Annotated in this window: 17 protein-coding genes; 6 read left to right on the top strand and 11 right to left on the bottom strand. The window is 60.6% G+C overall.

Features of this window, described 5'->3' with window-relative positions; all coding sequences use genetic code 11:
- Entirely contained in the window at window positions 1-915 is a 915-nt protein-coding gene (locus PNI01S_RS01120; protein WP_084357263.1) for a LysR family transcriptional regulator, read from the bottom strand.
- A 114-nt stretch (window positions 916-1,029) separates the two neighbouring features.
- Here PNI01S_RS01120 and PNI01S_RS01125 point away from each other — a divergent pair, with 114 nt between their 5' ends.
- Together PNI01S_RS01125 and PNI01S_RS01130 are read left to right on the top strand one after the other, a co-directional pair.
- The gene (locus PNI01S_RS01125) at window positions 1,030-1,878 is read left to right on the top strand and encodes a type 1 glutamine amidotransferase domain-containing protein (protein ID WP_084357264.1); all 849 of its coding nucleotides are present in this window, start codon (window positions 1,030-1,032) and stop codon (window positions 1,876-1,878) included.
- A gap of 16 nt (window positions 1,879-1,894) precedes the next feature.
- Entirely contained in the window at window positions 1,895-2,617 is a 723-nt protein-coding gene (locus PNI01S_RS01130) for an SDR family oxidoreductase (RefSeq protein WP_038803527.1), read from the top strand.
- A 129-nt stretch (window positions 2,618-2,746) separates the two neighbouring features.
- On the opposite strand, the gene PNI01S_RS01135 is transcribed toward PNI01S_RS01130, so the two are convergent.
- Together PNI01S_RS01135 and PNI01S_RS01140 are read right to left on the bottom strand one after the other, a co-directional pair.
- A complete protein-coding gene (locus PNI01S_RS01135; RefSeq protein WP_084357265.1) occupies window positions 2,747-4,318 on the bottom strand; it encodes a sensor domain-containing diguanylate cyclase in 1,572 nt (523 codons plus the stop codon).
- Window positions 4,319-4,654: 336 nt separating this feature from the next.
- Window positions 4,655-5,257 carry a TetR/AcrR family transcriptional regulator gene (locus PNI01S_RS01140; RefSeq protein ID WP_024763472.1) on the bottom strand — a complete coding sequence of 201 codons (603 nt, stop codon included), beginning with the start codon at window positions 5,255-5,257 and terminating at the stop codon, window positions 4,655-4,657.
- A 144-nt stretch (window positions 5,258-5,401) separates the two neighbouring features.
- Here PNI01S_RS01140 and PNI01S_RS01145 point away from each other — a divergent pair, with 144 nt between their 5' ends.
- The 3 genes from PNI01S_RS01145 (at window position 5,402) to PNI01S_RS01155 (ending at window position 9,240) form a co-directional block, all read left to right on the top strand.
- Entirely contained in the window at window positions 5,402-6,649 is a 1,248-nt protein-coding gene (locus PNI01S_RS01145) for a serine hydrolase domain-containing protein (protein WP_084357266.1), read from the top strand.
- Between the two features lie 119 nt (window positions 6,650-6,768).
- Window positions 6,769-8,106 (top strand): hypothetical protein, encoded by a 1,338-nt coding sequence (locus tag PNI01S_RS01150; RefSeq protein ID WP_084357267.1) that lies wholly within the window; start codon window positions 6,769-6,771, stop codon window positions 8,104-8,106.
- Between the two features lie 33 nt (window positions 8,107-8,139).
- Window positions 8,140-9,240 carry a polyamine ABC transporter substrate-binding protein gene (locus PNI01S_RS01155; protein WP_084357268.1) on the top strand — a complete coding sequence of 367 codons (1,101 nt, stop codon included), beginning with the start codon at window positions 8,140-8,142 and terminating at the stop codon, window positions 9,238-9,240.
- 843 nt (window positions 9,241-10,083) lie between these two features.
- On the opposite strand, the gene PNI01S_RS01160 is transcribed toward PNI01S_RS01155, so the two are convergent.
- From PNI01S_RS01160 to PNI01S_RS01175, 4 genes are read right to left on the bottom strand one after another with little or no spacing between them, the layout of a single operon-like run.
- On the bottom strand, window positions 10,084-10,485 hold the full coding sequence (locus PNI01S_RS01160) for a DoxX family protein (protein ID WP_024763476.1): 402 nt from the start codon (window positions 10,483-10,485) through the stop codon (window positions 10,084-10,086).
- 17 nt (window positions 10,486-10,502) lie between these two features.
- The gene (locus PNI01S_RS01165) at window positions 10,503-11,174 is read right to left on the bottom strand and encodes an alpha/beta hydrolase (protein WP_084357269.1); all 672 of its coding nucleotides are present in this window, start codon (window positions 11,172-11,174) and stop codon (window positions 10,503-10,505) included.
- Window positions 11,164-11,985: a DODA-type extradiol aromatic ring-opening family dioxygenase gene (locus tag PNI01S_RS01170; RefSeq protein WP_024763478.1), complete on the bottom strand. Its 822-nt coding sequence runs from the start codon at window positions 11,983-11,985 to the stop codon at window positions 11,164-11,166. The genes PNI01S_RS01165 and PNI01S_RS01170 overlap by 11 nt, the downstream gene beginning before the upstream one ends.
- Window positions 11,986-12,005: 20 nt before the next feature.
- Window positions 12,006-12,635, bottom strand: a complete 630-nt coding sequence (locus tag PNI01S_RS01175) for an NADPH-dependent F420 reductase (protein WP_024763479.1) — start codon at window positions 12,633-12,635, stop codon at window positions 12,006-12,008.
- Window positions 12,636-12,748: 113 nt separating this feature from the next.
- Between PNI01S_RS01175 and PNI01S_RS01180 the strand changes: the two genes are divergently transcribed.
- Window positions 12,749-13,648 carry a LysR family transcriptional regulator gene (locus PNI01S_RS01180; RefSeq protein WP_084357270.1) on the top strand — a complete coding sequence of 300 codons (900 nt, stop codon included), beginning with the start codon at window positions 12,749-12,751 and terminating at the stop codon, window positions 13,646-13,648.
- A gap of 351 nt (window positions 13,649-13,999) precedes the next feature.
- On the opposite strand, the gene PNI01S_RS01185 is transcribed toward PNI01S_RS01180, so the two are convergent.
- From PNI01S_RS01185 to PNI01S_RS28575, 4 genes are all read right to left on the bottom strand, one after another.
- Complete coding sequence (locus PNI01S_RS01185; RefSeq protein ID WP_089285709.1) at window positions 14,000-15,487, bottom strand: DUF1254 domain-containing protein; 1,488 nt, start codon at window positions 15,485-15,487, stop codon at window positions 14,000-14,002.
- 66 nt (window positions 15,488-15,553) lie between these two features.
- On the bottom strand, window positions 15,554-17,014 hold the full coding sequence (locus PNI01S_RS01190; protein WP_089285710.1) for a DUF1254 domain-containing protein: 1,461 nt from the start codon (window positions 17,012-17,014) through the stop codon (window positions 15,554-15,556).
- 333 nt (window positions 17,015-17,347) lie between these two features.
- A complete protein-coding gene (locus PNI01S_RS01195; RefSeq protein ID WP_231387473.1) occupies window positions 17,348-17,731 on the bottom strand; it encodes an SDR family NAD(P)-dependent oxidoreductase in 384 nt (127 codons plus the stop codon).
- On the bottom strand, window positions 17,619-18,104 hold the full coding sequence (locus tag PNI01S_RS28575) for an SDR family NAD(P)-dependent oxidoreductase (protein WP_331274338.1): 486 nt from the start codon (window positions 18,102-18,104) through the stop codon (window positions 17,619-17,621). The genes PNI01S_RS01195 and PNI01S_RS28575 overlap by 113 nt, the downstream gene beginning before the upstream one ends.
- Window positions 18,105-18,127: the final 23 nt, after the last annotated feature.

The raw sequence follows: 18,127 nt of genomic DNA on the forward strand, positions 1-18,127 counted from the left end.
CTAGTCAGGGGTGGTTTCCGCTGCCGATCCCGCTAGAAAATCGATCAACACACGGCACGCCGTCGATAACTGGCGATGGGGGGGATAGATGAGGGAAAAAGGTCGCCGGGCACCCTCGAGGTCCTCCAGCAGGCGAACCAGGCGCCCTTGGCGCAAGCATTCGGCAACGATGAATTCGTAGGTCTGGCAGATCCCCACGCCGTGCTCGGCCAGCGAGATGCAGCCCAGCACATCGTCCGCCACCACCGGGTTGCCCTGTGGAACGAACCTCAGCTCTTCCTCGCCCTGGCGGAATTGCCAGATGCCCGGCCGCCCATTGCTGGGCATGACGAACGGCAGACAGTTATGCATGGCGAGATCGGCGACGGATTTCGGCGTGCCGACGCGGGCCAGATAGGCCGGTGCCGCCACCAGGCAAAGCCGTGCCTCCTCCAGCTGGCGCGCCACCAGGCTGCTGTCGGGCAAAGTTCCGAGGCGAATCGCCAGGTCATAACCTTCGGCCACCAGATCGACATTGCGGTTGGCGATGCCGAGCTCCACCTGCACCTTCGGATAGCGCAGGGCAAAGGCCGCCAGCATGGCGGGCAGACGGTAGTGCCCGTAGGTGGTCGGCGCACTCAAGCGCACTCGGCCCTGCACCTCCCCTCGCCCGCTCAGTGCCCGCTCCGCACTGACGATCTGCTCGAAGGCGGCACGCGCCTGCTGGACATATTCACGCCCGCTGTCGGTGAGGCTCAGCCGGCGCGTGGTACGGCGCAGCAACTGCACGCCCAGGCGTGCCTCCAGCCGGGAGATGGCCCGGCTGATCACCGAGGGCGTGGTAGCCAAGGCAACCGCCGCCGCGCTGATCGAGCCACGCTCCACCACTTCGAGCAGGGCCTCGACATCCCCCAGGTGATCGAACCGTCGCGCCATTTTGTCCTCCAGAGCAAAAATGCTTTCCCAGAGAGCCAATTTATCGCCGATGCAAGCATCAATAAAGTTCCACCAACGCGCGCCATCCGGCTCGCGCCCACAGGGGAACCCGCGATGAAAACTTACCAACGACTCGCCCTCGCCGCCGCCATCGGTGGCGCCAGCCTGGGCGCCCACGCAGCAAACGTACTGGTGGTGCTGTCCGACGAGAACCACCTGGATCTGCGCGACGGCAAGGTCTTCGATACCGGCTTTTACCTCAACGAGTTGCTGGAACCGACCAAGGCACTGCTCGACGCCGGCCATCGTGTGACCTTCGCGACACCCCATGGGCGCGCCCCGACACTGGACCGCAGTTCAGCAGCCATCCAGTACTTCGGCGGCGACCCGAAGCGCCTGGAGCAATACCAGACGCTGCTGGAGAAACTGCAGCTCACCTCGCCGACCCACTCGCCGGTGATCAGCCTGGCGCGCGTGGAGCAGATCGGTTACAGGCAGTTCGACGCAGTCTATGTACCAGGCGGCCATGCGCCGATGCAGGACCTGCTCGCCGCCCCGGCACTGGGGCGCCTGCTGCGTGCGTTCCACGCCGACGGCAAGACCACCGCCCTGGTTTGCCACGGCCCCATCGCCCTGCTCTCGACACTGGACCAACCGCAGAAACTGATCCATGCGCTGGAGTCCGGAGACAAGACTGCAGCCCCCACAGGCTGGATCTACGCAGGCTATCGCATGACGGTCATCAGCAACCAGGAAGAAGAACAAGCCAAGGCGCTGCTGGGAGGTGGGCAAATGAAGTTCTACCCCCAGACTGCCCTGGAGCGAGCCGGCGGACAGTACCAGAGCAACCAGTCACCTTGGACGCCCAACGTGATAATCGATCGCGAGCTGATCACCGGGCAGAACCCGGCATCGGCGGCGCAGGTCGGCCAAGTCCTGCTGCAACGTCTGCAGAAGCATTGATTACGAGGAGCATGTCATGCCGCAACGTACCTTCCTGATCACCGGTGCCAGCAAGGGCATTGGCCGGGCTATCTCCGAGCAACTGGCGGCCGAGGGTCACCAGGTCGTCGGCATAGCCCGCCAGGCTGGCGACGCCAGCTTCCCCGGCGAACTGGTCGCCACGGACCTGACAGACGCTGGCCGCTTCCCGACCCTGCTGACGGAGCTGATGAAATATCACGCCTTCGACGGCCTGGTGAACAATGTCGGCCTGGTTCGCCCCCAGGCACTGGGCGAAGTGGACCTGGCAAGTTTCGACGAAGTCATGCAGGTGAATCTGCACCCAGCGCTGCAAGCCACCCAGGCACTGCTACCGGGCATGCGCAAGCGCGGTTGGGGACGGATAGTGAACATCGCCAGCCTCACTGTCCTCGGCACTCGCCAGCGCACCTCCTACGCCGCCGCCAAGGCTGCCCTGGTCAGTTTCACCCGCAGCTGGGCACTGGAACTGGCTCAGACGGGGATCACAGTCAACGCAGTCGCGCCGGGACCGATCGAAACCGAGCTGTTCCGTCGTGGAAATCCGCCAGGCAGCGCGGGCGAAGCCGCCTACATCGCAGCAGTGCCAATGGGCCGGCTCGGGCAACCGCAGGACGTCGCGCCGGCGGTGGCCTTCCTGCTCAATGAGCGCAGCGACTTCATCACCGGGCAGACGCTCTACGTTGACGGAGGGGCCTCGATCGGCAGGAGCCCGTTCTAGAGCCCGCCTTAACGAGGTTGCCTCAAGCAGGCGATGCTAGCGGCCAGAGGTGGACGCTACCAAGGCTCGACCTTGAGGTCTGGAGCCATCCATGACAACAAGGACGAAACACTCCGCGTTGCGTCGTTGCTACCCACCGCCGAACGACTCAACGCGATTGCGCCCACCTTTCTTGGCCTGATACAGGCATCGATCCGCCCGCTTGAGTGTTGCCTCCGCCAACTCGCCTTCACTGTCACGACTAGCCACACCGATGGAAACCGTGATGAGGCCGATTTGCGGAATCTCGCGAGCCGCGAGGGCGACTCGAATACGCTCTGCGATAGCTAGGGCGGTCGCCAACGATGTGTCCGGTAAGATCAGGGTGAACTCCTCCCCGCCAGCCCGGCATGCCATATCTCCTGCACGGGTATATTCCTGGAGTACTGCAGCTACCTGTTGCAGCGCCACATCTCCCACATCATGGCCGTAGGTGTCATTGACTCGCTTGAAATGGTCGATATCCAGCGCAAGAACCGAGTACTCCTGGCCCGTTTGTTCCAGCAACTGGAGAAGTGCGTCCATGGCACGACGATTCGCGAGGCCTGTAAGGGAGTCACTTTGTGCCTCATGTCTGAGCCGTCCGAGTTTCTGCTGCAGCAACTGCACGCCGGCCAGCATGGCCTGTCCGATCGCCGAGGCATCGGGATACCAGGCATTTACCGCCTTCAGCCGCTCCGTGGTCTGCGGCGCTGATAATTGCTCGGCGATCGATGCGAGCTCATGAAGCGGGCGGGCAATCAGCGCGGTGCCGTACCAGACCAGGATTAGCCCAACCAGTCCAGCCGGAACCATCTCCAGGATCATGTCGCGCATCAGCCGTCCGAGCGGCGCCAGTGCTATCTCACGGGGCTGCTGAGCGACTACTGCCCAGTTGGCGCTTTCCACATGGGCGTACCCGGCGAGCATCGGGATGCCCAGGTAGTTGGGTACTTCCATGGCTCCGCTTTCGCCTCGCAACGCAGCGTCAACTGTCTTGCTCCAGTCGAGTTTTTCGCCGATGCGATTCTGCTCTGGGTGGAATAACAGACGACGGTTTCCATCGGCGACGAAAGCAAATGTTCCCTCATGATGGAAATGGCTGCTGATCACGGTATGCAGTGCGCTCTGCTTGCGCAGATAGACGGATCCGCCAACGGTTCCGAGGAAGTGTCCCGAGGCATCGAAGATCGGCTGCGAGATGAACACCACCAGGTTACCAGCCACGGAAACATAGGCTGGGCTGATTTGCGGGCGACGCGTCTGCAACGCTTGCTGGATACTTTCCGAGCGCAGAGTTGTGCCAATGATCTGCAATGCATCCGGATAGGCCTGCAACACCTTGCCATTAGAATCGACGATGGCGATGGAGTTGAAGTCGATGTCCTGCGTCTGCATTCGCACCGCCTCCTCTCGCAAGCTTGAGGCGTCGCCCCAATGCTTGCCCAGTTCGCTAGCGCTGAAGCGCAGGTGACTCTGTGTCGAACGCAGGAACTCACTGAGACTCGACGCGACTTTAGATGCATAAGCGCTGTTGGACGCCAGTGCGTGCTCGATCAGCGCGTCGCGCTGGACTCTATAAGCCATGGTCAGGCTGTTGGCCAGCGTGGCCAACACGGACAGTAGGACGAGCCCGAGAATCAGCCAACGTATATCCAGTGGCCAGGCGGTTTGCTGCTTCATCCGAATCACCCTGCTCCAACGCATCGGCAAGACAGCCCGACGTCGCCATACGCATCACACACGTGCCGGACCGGTACGGCCCCGAAGCCAGGAGGACACCTGCTCATTAATGCCTCCGCCGCGCGATAGGATGCTATCGATGCGGGCATTCTCTTCGCATGTCACAAAGCAAGGGATATGAAAAGCAGTCAGGTTTCGTAGGAAAGGGATTACACGAAGATCGGTGTGGCGACACCGGCGCAAACTCCCCGTCTATCGGCCCGAGGCAAGCGTGGGCATGTCCGCTATCGGTCGGCGGAAGACTTCCCTGGGTCGCCGTAGGGAGACCGCCGGCATCTATTGCCTGATACCCGTGAACAGGACTTCGACGAAACGCCGCACACTTAGCTGATGGGCATCGAAATCCAAGGGCTCGACGCTGACCAGCTTGAGGAATTCGAGGGTGAGAAACTCGTTGAGCAACTGCGCCACGTAGTCCGGGCAGAGATCGTGACGCACCATGCCGGCCTTCTGAAGATGACCTAGCAGGACGCTGACCTCGGCATTGAGCACCTCGTTATTGAGCTTGAGCTGCTCCGGCGACGCTCCGCTGTAATGCATCGACAACAGCTCGCGCCAGACCGATACCGGCAACGCTTCGAGCTCGTACTTCAGAACCAGGCTCTCCAGGTGGCAGAGCACATCCACCGGATCCTTGAAGTCCAGCGCCAGCTGGACCATCTCCTTGACGACGCGCTCGTCGGTCGCCCGTAGCAAGTCGTTGAGGATCTCCTGCTTGCTGCCGAAGTAATTGAACACCGTGGGCGGCGATACCCCGGCCCGTTCGGCGATCTGCTCGACGGTGGTAGTGCCGTACCCCTGGAGGCGGAACAGTTCGACCGCTGCCTGGCTGATCGCCTGGCGCCGCGCCTCTTTCTGTCGTTCACGAAGCCCGCTCAAGTCGTCTCCTCACTGCTGAATCTGTCTGAGCGAGATTCTATAGGTTTTCCTCGAATAAAACTTTTAGTTGACTAAAAGTTTTTATGGTGAGAAAAATTTGCCACGGCCAGCGCCTGTGGCCCTTCGTTCTCCCAGGAGTGATCCATGTCTCTCGATCTGCAAGCGGCCCTGGTGCAAGCCTACGCCGAACGCCTCAGCCTCCAGCCGAATCCGCCACAGCCGCAGGAGCGTTCGTACGCCGCGCCACTGAGCGTCGGGGCCGCCGATGTCCTGCTGCCGCCCCACAATCGCTGGACCTTCCAGCACATGAGCCAACTCTGTCCGACCCTGGTGGTAGCCGCTGGCAATGCGCCGGTCAGCGACCTGGGCCCGACTGAGGACCTGCTGCAGGACTTCACTTTCACCAGCCTGAGTGGCGAGCAGGTCAGCCTTCAGGAGCACCTGGACGCCACCTTCACCGATGGCTTCCTGGTGCTCAAGAAGGGCCGCGTCCTGTGTGAACGCTATTTCAACCACCAGGCCCCGGACACCCGCCACATCATGTTCTCGGTCACCAAGTCGCTCACCGGCGCCTTGGCCGAGCAACTCATCGAGCAGGGCCTGCTCGACCCGGACCGCCCCGCGATTTCGTACGTGCCCGAATTTGCCTGCACCGCCTTCGGGACGGCGAGCGTGCGCCAGGTGATGGACATGGCCATCAGCATCGACTACGTCGAGCACTACGAAGACCCCAACTCGCCGACCTCGCGGCTGCACTACACCGTAGGCCTCACCCCGGTGCCGCCGGGGTTCGAGAGGTCCGCCTCGATCCACGACTGGCTGCGCACCTTCCCGCTCAAGGGCGAGCATGGTGGTTTCTTCCGCTATGTCACGGCGACCACCGAAGCCATGGGTTGGATCATGGAGCGCGCCAGCGGCCTGCCTTGCCATGTTCTGTTCGAACGCATGTGGCGGCAGCTGGGCTGCGAGCGCGATGGTTTCCTATTAGCCGATCCGTCGGGCCAGGGCGTGGTCGGTTTCGGCTTCAACGCAACGCTGCGCGACATGGGCCGCTTTGGCCTGATGCTGCTTGGCCGCGGCCACTTCAACGGGCATCAGGTACTGCCAACGGCGGCGGTGGAGCGCCTGCTGAAGGGCAATGACCCTGCGGTGTATGCGACCAACAAGGAGTTCTCCGAATGGAGCCCGCAGGCCTCCTACAAGAGCCAGTGGTATGTCTTCAATGACCACGCGCTCATGGCTGTCGGTATCCATGGCCAGTGGATCTTCATCGACTTCAAGGCCGAGGTAGTAATCATCAAGCAATCCTCCGCGCCCGAAGCGGAGAACGTGATCGATACCGACACCGTGCATCTGCTCAAGACGCTCGCCCAATCCTTAAGCGACGCCTGACACAAACCTGATCGCCAGCAAAAAGAAACGGACGCTGCACCCAGCATGCGCCCTTGCGGGCCCCGCTTTGCCCGCGTGACTGCCCTGTTCCAACAAGAACGACATACAGGAGCTTTGCCATGACCACCAGACGTTTCCCGTCTGCGCCCCGCAGTGCCCTTGCGCTGACCCTCATCGCCGGCAGCCCGCTGGCGACCGCGGGCGTAGCCTTCGAGAGCGGCGACTTCAAGGGCGAGTACTCGCTCAGCGCATCGGCCACCGCGATCAACAGCCACAATGCCAACTTCGGCCTGGGTCGCATCGACCTGCGCAGTGGCGAACTGAGCAACAAAGAGAACTACGACTGGCAGGAGTACTACCTCAAGCCAGGCGTGACCTTCGAGTACGCAGTCAGCCCGGACTTCACCTTTCTCGGCGGCGGCTCGCTGATAGCCGCCGGGACCACGGGTGACGGCGACCCGGGCGGTTACACCCGCGGTGACGAACATAACACCTCGGTGGAAGAGGCCTACGCGGGCTTTCGTGCCGGCGACTGGCGCCTGACCCTGGGCGACCAGAACTACATGGTCGGCAACGGCTTCCTGGTGATGGACGGTAACCTCGACCAGTACGGCGATGGCGCCTACTTCAGCGCGCCGCGCACGGCCTTCCGCGATGCCGGCGTGCTGTCCTGGCAGCACGAGATGTTCTCGGCGCAAGCCTTCAGCCTGCGCACCGACGACCATCTGGGCGACCTGCGCATGACCGGTGCCAACGCCGACTTCAAGCTGCCCAACGCGACCCTGGGCGCCATGGCCTTCAGCGTCGAGGCCAAGGACAACAAGCAGAATGCCTTCATCCCGCGCGACGGCATGGACGTCTACAACCTGCGTGTGCTCAATGCCAGCCCGCCGGGCCTGGAAGCCCTGCAGCTCAACGGCGAATACGCCATCGAGCGCGGCAACGGCAAGGGCATCGATTACGATGCCAGCGCCTGGTACGCCTCGGCCGACTACAGCTTCCAGGACCTGCCGCTGCAACCGACCCTGGGCTATCGCTACGCCGACTTCTCCGGCGACAACGATCCCAACGACAACACCCGCAAGGACTGGGATCCGCTGAGCAAGGGCTACGTTGACTGGGGCACCTGGGTGATCGGCGACGTCGTCGGCAACTACCTGCTCTACAACAGCAACGAGAAAGCCCAGACCTGGCGTGGCAAAGTGCACTTCAACGAGCAATGGTCTGCCGGCGCCCAATACCACCAGTTCAAGCTCAACTCCAACTACTACTTCGGCATCCCGGTGAGCGACCGCGACTTCGCCAACGAGACCGGGTTGTACGTCGAGTGGATGCCCACCGAGCACATCTACACCTCGCTGGCTTACAACTGGGTCGATCCGCAGGCCGGCGCCAAGGAAGTACTGGGTAACGACCGCTTCGACACCCTGGAATGGTTCTTCATCTACAAGCTGTGATCCTGGCCGCCACCCCCAACGTGAGCTGATCCGATGAAACTAGACAAGAAATGGTTCGCCGCCCTGCTCGTCTGCGCCAGCCTTCCGTTCACCCCTGCGAGCGCTGCGCAACGTGAAGTGAATATCTACAACTGGGTCGACTACCTGCCGGCGCAGGTGATCAAGGACTTCGAAACCCAGACCGGCATCAAGGTCAATTACGACGTCTTCGACAGCCCGCATACCCTGGAGTCGAAGATGCTCACCGGCACCTCCGGCTACGACCTGGTCTTCCCCAATACCGTGCAGATCGCCAAGTTCATCCAGGCCGGCGCCATCCAGAAACTGGACCGACAGCAATTGCCCAACTGGTCGCACCTGGACGCGGGCATCATGCACAACCTGGAACGGGTGGACCCGGGCAACCAGTACGCCGTGCCTTACCTGTGGGGCACCACCCTGATCGGCTACAACACCGACAAGGTGCGCAAGGCCCTCGGCGCCGAGGCCAGGCTGGACAGCTGGGACCTGCTGTTCAAGCCGGAGAACATCAGCAAGCTGCAATCCTGCGGCGTCGCCTTCCTCGATGCGCCCGAAGAGCTGCTGCCCATCGCCCTCCACTACCTGGGGCTCGACCCGAGCAGCCGCAACCCCACGGATTACCAGAAGGCCGAAGCGCTGTTGCTGAAAATCCGCCCCTACATCCGCTACTTCAACTCCGCCAAGCTGGCTTCCGATCTGGCCAACGGCGACGTGTGCATCGTGGTCGGCTGGTCCGCGGCAGTGCTTCAGGCCCAGGGAATGGCCGCCAGCGCCAAGAACGGCAACGACATCCGCATGCTGCTGCCGCGCGAAGGCACCCTGATGTGGGCTGACACCATGGCCCTTCCCAAGGGCGCGAAACACCCTGCGGAGGCGCAGGCGTTCATCAACTACCTGCTGGACCCCAAGGTGATCGTCCAGGTATCGAACATCATCGGCTACCCCAATCCCAACCGTGACGCGCAGGACACCGTTGCCCCGGAACTGCTGCAGAACCACGCGATGTTCATCCCGGCCGACCAGCGCGGCAACCTGTTCACCCTGTCGCCGGTACCCATCAGCATCGAGCGCGCCATGACCCGCAGTTGGACGAAGATCAAGTCCGGAACCTGAGGCAGCCTCCAACACTTTGCAGGCCACTTCCGCCCATGTCTGGGCGGAAGCAGGCTGCTGACTGTGGATTTACCGGTGAAAAAAACACACAAACCTTGCTAAAACGGGGGAGTGTCGGTGAGGAAACAGAGACCTCGGATCGACTATGCAGAGAGCCCAAAAGAGCTGATTGGGGCGTTGGAAGGCAGGCAACTTGGGATGCAGCCTTGCGTATGCGGTTAGTCGTGGGTGATGGATTGATCAAACACCTATGATCTCAATGCAAGACTGCCGAGCAGAGACAGGACAATTACTGAGATAACCGCATGCTTTATATCGATTACCGCCGTGATAAAACCAGAAACGCATCTATCCTGCGCATTAGTTCAGCGCCTTAATAGATCGTCACAGAGCCGCTGCAAGGCGAACCCTGAAAGTCAGAACCACAGACTTCGACCATGTAATAAAAAGCGAGCGCACCCCAAACCGAAACAGCACCATCCAGATTAAGGCAAACGCTGCCGGAGTAAGCTTACCTCCTCCGGCAGACTTGCTCACACTTACCTAAGAGCTTCACTTCATAATGTCAAAACGACATTTAAAAAGATGTTGACTTGCATTATTCCACAAGCTCTGTGGCACACAACCGGATTCCGCCGGGTTTAGCATGAGGGGGCTGGTCGGACGCTTCCAGTCAGATTCAATCTCGCAAGCGAGGGCCAATCTGGCGGCCAGTTTCGGGCCTGAAGAAGCCATGCGGCACATCGCAGCTTGGGCCGCATACTCGCTCCAGGCGCCACACGCATCGCAGCTTATAGCTATCCTGAAGCAGGGGCAGCGCGGGGAAGTTACTGCACGTCGAAGCTACGCTCGGGTGGAGGGCTTCATCGCGAAACGACCATCACCCAGCAGCGCTACAACCAGAGCAGTGGCGCTCAGGTAGATCGGGTATTCCCAGCCGCCGTTGGCATTGGTGAAGCTCCAACCATTACCGAAGTGAACGGTCGCAGCCATGAATAACTGGACAACTGCCAGCGCAGCAATCCAACGAGTATAAACGCCAAGCACTAGCAGAACGCCACCAATCACTTCGAATGCAATGACTGGATATGCCAGAAAACCTGGGAATCCAACTGATTCAAAAAATCCAGCGGTGCCCGCAGGGGTAAATACGAATACTTTGGTCAAGCCATGTGCAATGAACATGATACCGAGTGCCAGCCGCAGCACGAATGCAGCATAGGGCGCGGTGCGTGAATCAATCATGATTGTATCTCCTGTTGTTAAGTGAGTTGCAGCGTTTTGGATAACCACTTGGAAAAATCGGCCATTTCCAAATCAATCACCTCATGGGCCATGTCGTAAAAATGTGTCTCATGCTTTACTCCAATCCGGTCCAGCAAGGTGTCAGTTTCCTGTGCCCATCTGCTGGGCAGAACAGCATCCCGCTTACCATGGGCAATAAATCCTGAGAGCGACTCAAGTCGATCATCAGAAGCAATCTGGGTGTGGATTTCTCTCAGCACTCTTCCGCTCAAAACTCCGAACCCTGCGAAAAGCTCTGGCTCGGTTAATCCGATACTTGCACTCATGATTCCACCCTGGCTGAAGCCCGCGATCACCGTCGGCAACGAGGGAAGCGCTTCCAGGAATTGCTTCAACAGCTGCCGGCTGGATTCAGCCTGCGTATAGCTGAACGAAGGGCCGTCGCTGGTAAAGTTGACCTGATACCACGCGAAGCCCTGAGGCCCCGTTTGTAGGGGGCCCCGTAGCAATAGAACCTCCAGATCCACCGGCAGTGATGCAGCCACGCTCGCCAGATTGACTTCGTTCGACCCAACACCGTGCAACAAAAGCAAACGGGCTTTGGGATCAACGGCGTTACAACTCTTGCGGAAGTAGATGCCAGATGTGGGTTCTTTTATCGCTTCAGAAAAGCCAATTTCATGAATCATGTTCAACAACGCCTTGAGTCGATGGAGCCGAGTCGAAAAGGTAGCTATCCATCGCCAACACTCCGTAGGTAATGCCCCCCTCCAGAACGCGCGTTTGATACTTCTCTCCGGCTGCGCCAAGAGCAATCAACAGGGGTAAGAAGTGTTCATTCGTCGGGTGAGCTCGATCAGCAGCCGGTGCAAAGCGTCGGTATTCCAACATTTGTTCTGTGTCCCCGCGCTGCAGTGTCATCGCAGTCCAGGCAGCGAAGTCTTTGACGTAGTCCGCGCTGTCGGACGTAGCTCCTCGGAACTCATAAAGGTTATGGGTCAGGCTTCCAGAAGCCACTACCAGCACGTTCATGTCGCGAAGAGGCTTGAGTGCTTTACCCAGCGCCAAGGCACCGTAGGTATCCATAGGCATGGGCATCGAGACCTGGACCACTGGCACTGTTGCTGAAGGCGCCAGGTAGAGCAGCGGCACCCACGCACCGTGATCGAGGCCGCGAGTTGCGTCCAGGCGCGCTTTCCAACCTGCCGAACCGAGCAGCTCAACAATGTGATTCGCCAGTGCCGGTGCGCCTGGGGCGGGGTAGCTCAGTTCATAAAGCTGATTTGGAAACCCACCGAAATCGTGGATGGTTTTTGGGCTGGTGCTCGAGGTGACGCAGACCTCGCCTCGAGTCATCCAGTGAGGCGAGATGACCACGATTGCATCGGGCTGCGGCAGTTCGCGACCGAGCTCGGTCAACTGTTGGCCAGCCAGACCAGGCTCGATAGCGAACATTGGAGCACCATGAGATACAAACAGCAGCGGGAGCGACGTCTTCATGGTGATTCCTCAGGGTTGCCTTACTTGTTGAGCCAGACAGGAGCAATGGAGGTACCCAGGCCCGCGCCGTAACCGAGGTAAATATTCAAACCTGCCAGCGGCTCCAGGTAGCGAGCATTAATCAGCCCGCCTGCGTCGACGGCGTTCCACCCCATGCTCTGGGCCAGCGAAACTGCCGTCTGCTTGGCGCGTTCGTTGTCGCTGGCGACAAACACGCTGCCGCGCTGGTTTTCGGCGAACTCAGGGCCATCAGCGAGCACTTGCGCAAACAGTGTGTTGAACGCCTTTACGACATGAGCCTGTGGCAGGGCTTTGGCAATTTCTTCGGAAGCGCTGGTCACATGGCCAATGGTCAAGGACATGTAGTCGGCGCTCAGCGGATTGGTGATATCCACGATCACTTTCCCAGTCAGATCACCCAAGCCTTTCAGAGCAGAGACAGCATCACTAAAGCCAGTTGCAAGGACGACCACATCGCTGTCACCCAGGGCCTCAGAAGCTATATAGGCAGTGACGTTCGGGTACTGGTCGGCCAACGCTTTGGCCTTTTCAAAGTCGCGCCCCGTGATCCGGACCGAATGACCCGCGTTGGAAAGCTGCTTGGCGAAGCCGGAGCCCATGTTGCCGGTACCAATTACGGTGACTTTCATAGCTACCTCTCCCAGATGCGTTGATTCAAGTGTCGATGGGGCTAGTTTATAGGCTTATTTTTTGAGATAAACATTGGTAGATGTGATTATTTATCCCGAATGGTGGAACAATAATGGATCGCGCTCTCGAGATGCAGGTCTTCTGCACCGTCGTCGACAAAGGGAGTTTTGTAGGCGCTGCTGAACCCTTGGGAATGTCAAAGGCAGCAATATCCCGCTACGTAAACGCACTGGAGGAACGGCTGGGGGCACGCTTGCTCCATCGAACGACGCGGCGCCTCTCATTGACTGACGAGGGCCGCCAGTTCTATCACCAGGCCAGGGAGGTCCTTGCGATGATGGACGAAGCGGAAGAAGCCGTATCAGCCGCCCGGCCCGAGCCGAGCGGAGTGCTCCGGGTCAATGCACCGGTCAGTTTTGGCATCCTGCACCTTGCCCCCATCTGGGCCGACTTCATGCGTAGATATCCCAGGATTGAACTGGACATCAGTCTGAATGATCGGCTCGTGGATCTGGTCGAGGAGGGATTTGACGCCGCTGTGCGTATTGCACGGATGGAAAACTCGTCGCTAGTCGGGCGCCGGCTGGCCACCACCAGAATGTGTTTGAGTGCCTCGCCGGGATATCTGTCTAGTCGTCCAGCGATACGCAAGCTGGATGACCTGGCGGAACACACGATAGTGGCGTACTCCAATTACGCCAGCGGCAATGATTGGGTATTCGAGGGGCCAAGCGGTAGCGAAACCGTGCGCACACGTTCTGTCGTGCGGTGCAACAATGGAGATACCTGTCGCCATATCACTTTGGCTGATGGAGGTATTTCGTTACAACCGAGTTTCATGATTGCCGAGGATATTCGCAGAGGGGATCTGGTTGAAATCTTGCCGGAGTATAAATCCGTCGAGCTCGGGGTTTACGCGGTATACCCCAGCCGAAAACATCTTCCGGCGAAGGTAAGAGCTTTCATAAATTTCCTGGCAGAAAAATTTTCCCATCCATCGTGGGCGATATGACCTCGGCATCAGCGTGGGGAAAATCTCAACTGAAAACGCATGATGTTTCTTCAATTGGACTCTGGCGTCGATTCCTGTCCAAGCTTCCACTTAAATCGGAGACAGGCTTGAGACTATCCACCATGGACTGAGAGTTCTATCACCTCGTGCAACGCACAAAACCCTGCGTAAGCAGAAGGAATATTGCAGTCGAAACAAGGAACTCAGTTCTGTGAGACTGGAACCAGAAAAAGCCGACATGGGAATAACGAAAAGAAATATGCTGGCCACATCAGGCAGGTTCCAACCAATCGGATAGGGAGCCATCGGCCAGAAGCTGACGGAGTTGTCCCGCCAGCGTGTCCAAGCGCCTTACTTCACCTTCACCACATCATCCGGTTTCCACGTCTGGTCGTAGAACGCATCTTCGCTGCCGTACAGGCGCAGGGCCACGAGGAAGTTACGCCCAGGAATGGTCTGGATGAAGGCCGCGTCGGCCACATCAGCCGGCTTCTCCGGGCCGAACCAGATTTCGATGGAGCCGTCCTGCTGCTTGGGGATGTCGTAGTAGCCGTTGGTGGACGGCAGCAGCTGCTTGGTTTCGGGCATGGTGCCGTCGGTGATGTTGTAGGCCGTCACGGCCCAGAACAGCGCAGCCGGCGGATTGGGCGGCAGGCGCAGCTTGTAGGTGCTGCCGCCTTCGAGGAACTTGCCGTCCTTGTCGCGGCCGGTGAAGGGGTATTTCGAGCCGGCGCCCGTGGTGTGCATGACCATCGCCGGCGCGGAGGAGTAGGCGAACTGGAAGAAGTTGGCGCGCTGGCTCACGTCCAGGTAGCTGTCCTGCATCCAGTCGTTGGTGCCGCCGGCCCAGGTGTTCTCGTACTGGCGGTCCTTGTAGTAGAGGTTGCGCTTGTCGTCGCGGCCCAGCTGGCGGTTGGCGAGGATCATCTTCGGCGCAGTCTCCACGGCCTTCTTCAGCAACTCTTCCTGCTTCGCCGTGGGCTTGAACGGTTCGCCCTTGATGATGCCGATGGACGCCAGCACACCGCGCAGCTCGGGGTCGATGGCCTCGACCGGCTCGTAGTCGACGAACGCCTTGAGCTTGGCCCAGTAGCTGTTGTCCACCGGGTACATCATGTTCAGCGCCTTGCCGCTGGCATCCGGGAACTCCATGGGTTTGACGTCCTTCTCCACCGTGAACAGCGGATAGACGCGGGTCAGCTCGGCATTCTTCACCGCCGGTGCCGGGTCAGGCTTGCCGTCACCCTTGGCCATGATGGTGCGGAAGAACAGGAACACGTTGTAGGTGCGTGACTTGACTGCGAAATAGCCGCCCGGCACCGGGCCGTTGTAGTCCGGCGGCAGCAGCAGGTACAGGCCGCCCCGCGCGCGGTCCGGCCCCACCGCGCCGACGTCCGTCAGGGTGCGCTGGAAGAAATCGGTGAACATGCCGATGACGTTGGCCGGCGCCTTCACCACCAGCGGCCCGGTCTGTTTCAGGTCCAGGTAGCTCATCGAATAGATCACGTCGGCGTTCGGCGTGGGCACCATGGTCCGCGCGTCCATGCGCTGCTTCCAGATCGGCAGCACGTTGTAGCCGGCGCCGAAGGCCTTCTCGGAACCGTCCTTCATGCCGATGGTATTGAGCGCCGGCAGCATGGTCATGTAGGCGAATACCGCGCGCTGGTAGTACAGCTCGTCGCGCAGGTCTTCGGCCTCCTTCGGATCGAGCCAGTTGCCATTGTTGATCTGCTTGATCAGCGGCGAAGCAGGTGCCTGATCCGCCGCCTGTACCACCGGTAAATACATGAGCGAAGCGGCCAGCGCGGATAGCGCGAATACTCGGTGCATGGAACCCATGGATCAGTCTCCTGAAGGTGAGCGGCGGTGCTCGTCGCACCGCCGGGGAGAAATACAGCGGACGGCTTACTTGATCTTCTTGATCACCGGCGGTTGCCAGCTGCCATCGAGGATCGGTTCCTTGCCCCAGTACGAGCGGATGTACAGCGACATCGGCTCCTTGGGCGAAGGCAGCCAGTTGCTCTCCTGGTCCTTACCGGGCGAGGTCGGGCCGATATGGATGGTCAGCGAACCATCGGCGTTGCGCTTGAGGTCCTTGTTCTTGGTGCCCAGGGAATAGCGGTTGAGCTTGTTGGTGCTGAACAGGTGCTTCTCGTTGTACAGCGTCAGCGACCAGAAGCCGTTCACCGGGGGTTCCTGGCCGGCGGCGAAGGTCACTTCGTAGCTGTGCGCGCCGTTGAGCGGGGCGCCGGTCTTGTCGAAATCGGTATAGAAGTACTGGGTCTCGGTGGGACGGTTGTCGAACATGTTCGACTTCGCCGTACCGGTGCGGTTGAAGTAATCGATACCGAATTGCGCGTTGTTGGTCGAGCGGTTCCAGCCGTTCCCCGCCGGGCGTCCGTTGTGCTTCCACTCGAAGAACGGCTTGATGATTTCCTTCTCGCTCTCCACCGCCGTCTGCACCAGCAGCTTCTTCAGCTCCGGGTCCTTGGCGGCTGCGTCCATCAGTAGGCGGAACTGGCCGTAGAGCGCCTCTTCACCCGGCAGCGGCGGTACCATCTCCAGCACCTTGGGGAACTGGTCGAAGAATTTCTCCGGGATCACCCACTTGGTTTCCCCGCCACTGGCCTTGGCCGCGTTGGGGTTGGGGATGTCCGGGGTGTTCTTCCAATCGATGCTCTTCATCTTCCCGTCGAAGTCCTTCAACGGGTAGAAGGCGATCTGGTTGAGTTTTTCCTGGATCGCCGCACGGTCCTCGGCAGTATCGTCCATGAAGATGCGCGGGATGGCGTTGGTCAGCGCCGTGGGGCTGCGGATGATCGCCTCCACGCCCTCGGGCTTCTCACCCTTCCAGTTCGGCCCCACCAGCAGGTAGAAGCCCGGCTTGCTGCCGTAGGGTTTGCCCAGTTCGCCGACCTGGTCCGTGCGCTGGTCATAAATCGAGTAGACCCAGAACCGGTCGGCGAAATCCGGCACCTGGACGATCACCGGTTCCTCGTCCAGGGAGAAGAAGCCCAAGCCGTAGACCACGTCCTGGTTCGGGCAGGTGACGAAGGTTTCCGCCGGGGTGATGTAGTCGTGCAACATGCCCAGCTGGCCTCGCGGAGCCACCGGCAGGATGCCCCCCAGCAGGCCGGGGTGCGGCGCCTTGGTGATGGTGTCATTGCGATTGAGCATGTTCACCATCGGCCAGCCCCAGAGGTAGGCCATGCGCGCAATGGCCTTGGCGTACTCGGGATGCATCACTACACCCGTAGCGGGCTGGGTAACCTGCGCGACGGGCGACTGCTCGGCGGCATGCAGCAGCGGCACGCCAATGGAAAGGCTCAGGACAGCGATAGGCAGCAGTTTCAGCGGGTGTGGCATCGTCGACTTCCTTGCGTTGGGAATGCGCTAAGGAGGCGAACCTGTGAACTGCGGTGGGCGTCCAGATGACGCACACGCTCAACATTCCGGGCTCCATGGATTACGGAGTCTAGATGGCGTCAGTCGCTCTACAAGTGAGTATCTTCGATAACCCTCCCTGGCCGGAAGCTGCCTCTCACTGGCGGCTGCTATCGGCCAGTGGCCGCCACTCAGCAGGCACAAACCTGGTCGTTTCTTTCCAGCAGCGGCCCTTGGCTGCCCAGGCGCTGCACCGCTCCGGGGTCGATATCGGCATTGCCGTTGCGGGCACGCTCCTCGGCCAGGCGGGCGCCGTCAGCGGCGGTGAGCGTGAACAGCCGCTCCGGAATCGGTGCCCCGCAGGTACAGGGCGAGCTTCTCGGTGCCTTCCGCCACTTCGATGCTGCGCTGACCGGCCGCTCGCCCATCGACGATGCGCCGCGCAGCTTCCTCGGCGGACATGCCATTGTCGATATTGATGTCGGAGTGGCCGCGGCGGGTACCGCGTACACCGAGCACATTGACTGCCACGCAGGTGCGCACCGAACCGGGCAGGATCACGCTGACACGGATGCCATGGGTGTGTTCAACCTCTGCGCACAAGGCTTCGATGTAGCCGATCACGGCGTGCTTGGCGCCACGATAGCCGGTGCACAGCGGAGCGCCGACCCTGCCGGCTGCCGAGCTGACGACCGCCAGTTGCCGTCTGCCCTGAGCGACCGGGCGCGCTCTCGAAAGGCAGTACCAGAGAGCGCTGCGGCGCCTGCTCGGCGACAGCCTGCAGCGCTGCCTCGCGCCGGCCGGAGAGGATGACGCGCGCGCCCTGTTGCAACAGCAGGCCGGCCAGGGCCTCGCCAATGCCGGAGGAAGCTCCGGTGATCCAGACCACTTGACGCTCGAAAGCCCTGTGCCACTTCTTCTGTTGAGTAGCCGCAGGCCCGCGCGCGATGTGCCGCTCGCCCCATCTCCGTGCCGGCCAAAGCGTTGGCCCTGCGGCCATGGAGAAGCTCGCCAGGCAGCAACTGCTTGCCGGGGCGCCCAACGAAGAGGCCGTGATTGGCATCAACGGCATCTTCGCGGCGGCAGTGCGCAAGC

This window comes from Pseudomonas nitroreducens NBRC 12694 (assembly GCF_002091755.1).
Classification (GTDB): Bacteria; Pseudomonadota; Gammaproteobacteria; order Pseudomonadales; family Pseudomonadaceae; genus Pseudomonas; species Pseudomonas nitroreducens.

What these genes read in the sequence shown, in the direction of transcription:
- PNI01S_RS01120 (WP_084357263.1), bottom strand. Translation starts at nt 915, where the DNA reads ATGGCGCGACGGTTCGATCACCTGGGGGATGTCGAGGCCCTGCTCGAA.
- PNI01S_RS01125 (WP_084357264.1), top strand. Translation starts at nt 1,030, where the DNA reads ATGAAAACTTACCAACGACTCGCCCTCGCCGCCGCCATCGGTGGCGCC.
- PNI01S_RS01130 (WP_038803527.1), top strand. Translation starts at nt 1,895, where the DNA reads ATGCCGCAACGTACCTTCCTGATCACCGGTGCCAGCAAGGGCATTGGC.
- PNI01S_RS01135 (WP_084357265.1), bottom strand. Translation starts at nt 4,318, where the DNA reads ATGAAGCAGCAAACCGCCTGGCCACTGGATATACGTTGGCTGATTCTC.
- PNI01S_RS01145 (WP_084357266.1), top strand. Translation starts at nt 5,402, where the DNA reads ATGTCTCTCGATCTGCAAGCGGCCCTGGTGCAAGCCTACGCCGAACGC.
- PNI01S_RS01150 (WP_084357267.1), top strand. Translation starts at nt 6,769, where the DNA reads ATGACCACCAGACGTTTCCCGTCTGCGCCCCGCAGTGCCCTTGCGCTG.
- PNI01S_RS01155 (WP_084357268.1), top strand. Translation starts at nt 8,140, where the DNA reads ATGAAACTAGACAAGAAATGGTTCGCCGCCCTGCTCGTCTGCGCCAGC.
- PNI01S_RS01160 (WP_024763476.1), bottom strand. Translation starts at nt 10,485, where the DNA reads ATGATTGATTCACGCACCGCGCCCTATGCTGCATTCGTGCTGCGGCTG.
- PNI01S_RS01165 (WP_084357269.1), bottom strand. Translation starts at nt 11,174, where the DNA reads ATGATTCATGAAATTGGCTTTTCTGAAGCGATAAAAGAACCCACATCT.
- PNI01S_RS01170 (WP_024763478.1), bottom strand. Translation starts at nt 11,985, where the DNA reads ATGAAGACGTCGCTCCCGCTGCTGTTTGTATCTCATGGTGCTCCAATG.
- PNI01S_RS01175 (WP_024763479.1), bottom strand. Translation starts at nt 12,635, where the DNA reads ATGAAAGTCACCGTAATTGGTACCGGCAACATGGGCTCCGGCTTCGCC.
- PNI01S_RS01180 (WP_084357270.1), top strand. Translation starts at nt 12,749, where the DNA reads ATGGATCGCGCTCTCGAGATGCAGGTCTTCTGCACCGTCGTCGACAAA.
- PNI01S_RS01185 (WP_089285709.1), bottom strand. Translation starts at nt 15,487, where the DNA reads ATGGGTTCCATGCACCGAGTATTCGCGCTATCCGCGCTGGCCGCTTCG.
- PNI01S_RS01190 (WP_089285710.1), bottom strand. Translation starts at nt 17,014, where the DNA reads ATGCCACACCCGCTGAAACTGCTGCCTATCGCTGTCCTGAGCCTTTCC.
- PNI01S_RS28575 (WP_331274338.1), bottom strand. Translation starts at nt 18,104, where the DNA reads ATGCCGTTGATGCCAATCACGGCCTCTTCGTTGGGCGCCCCGGCAAGC.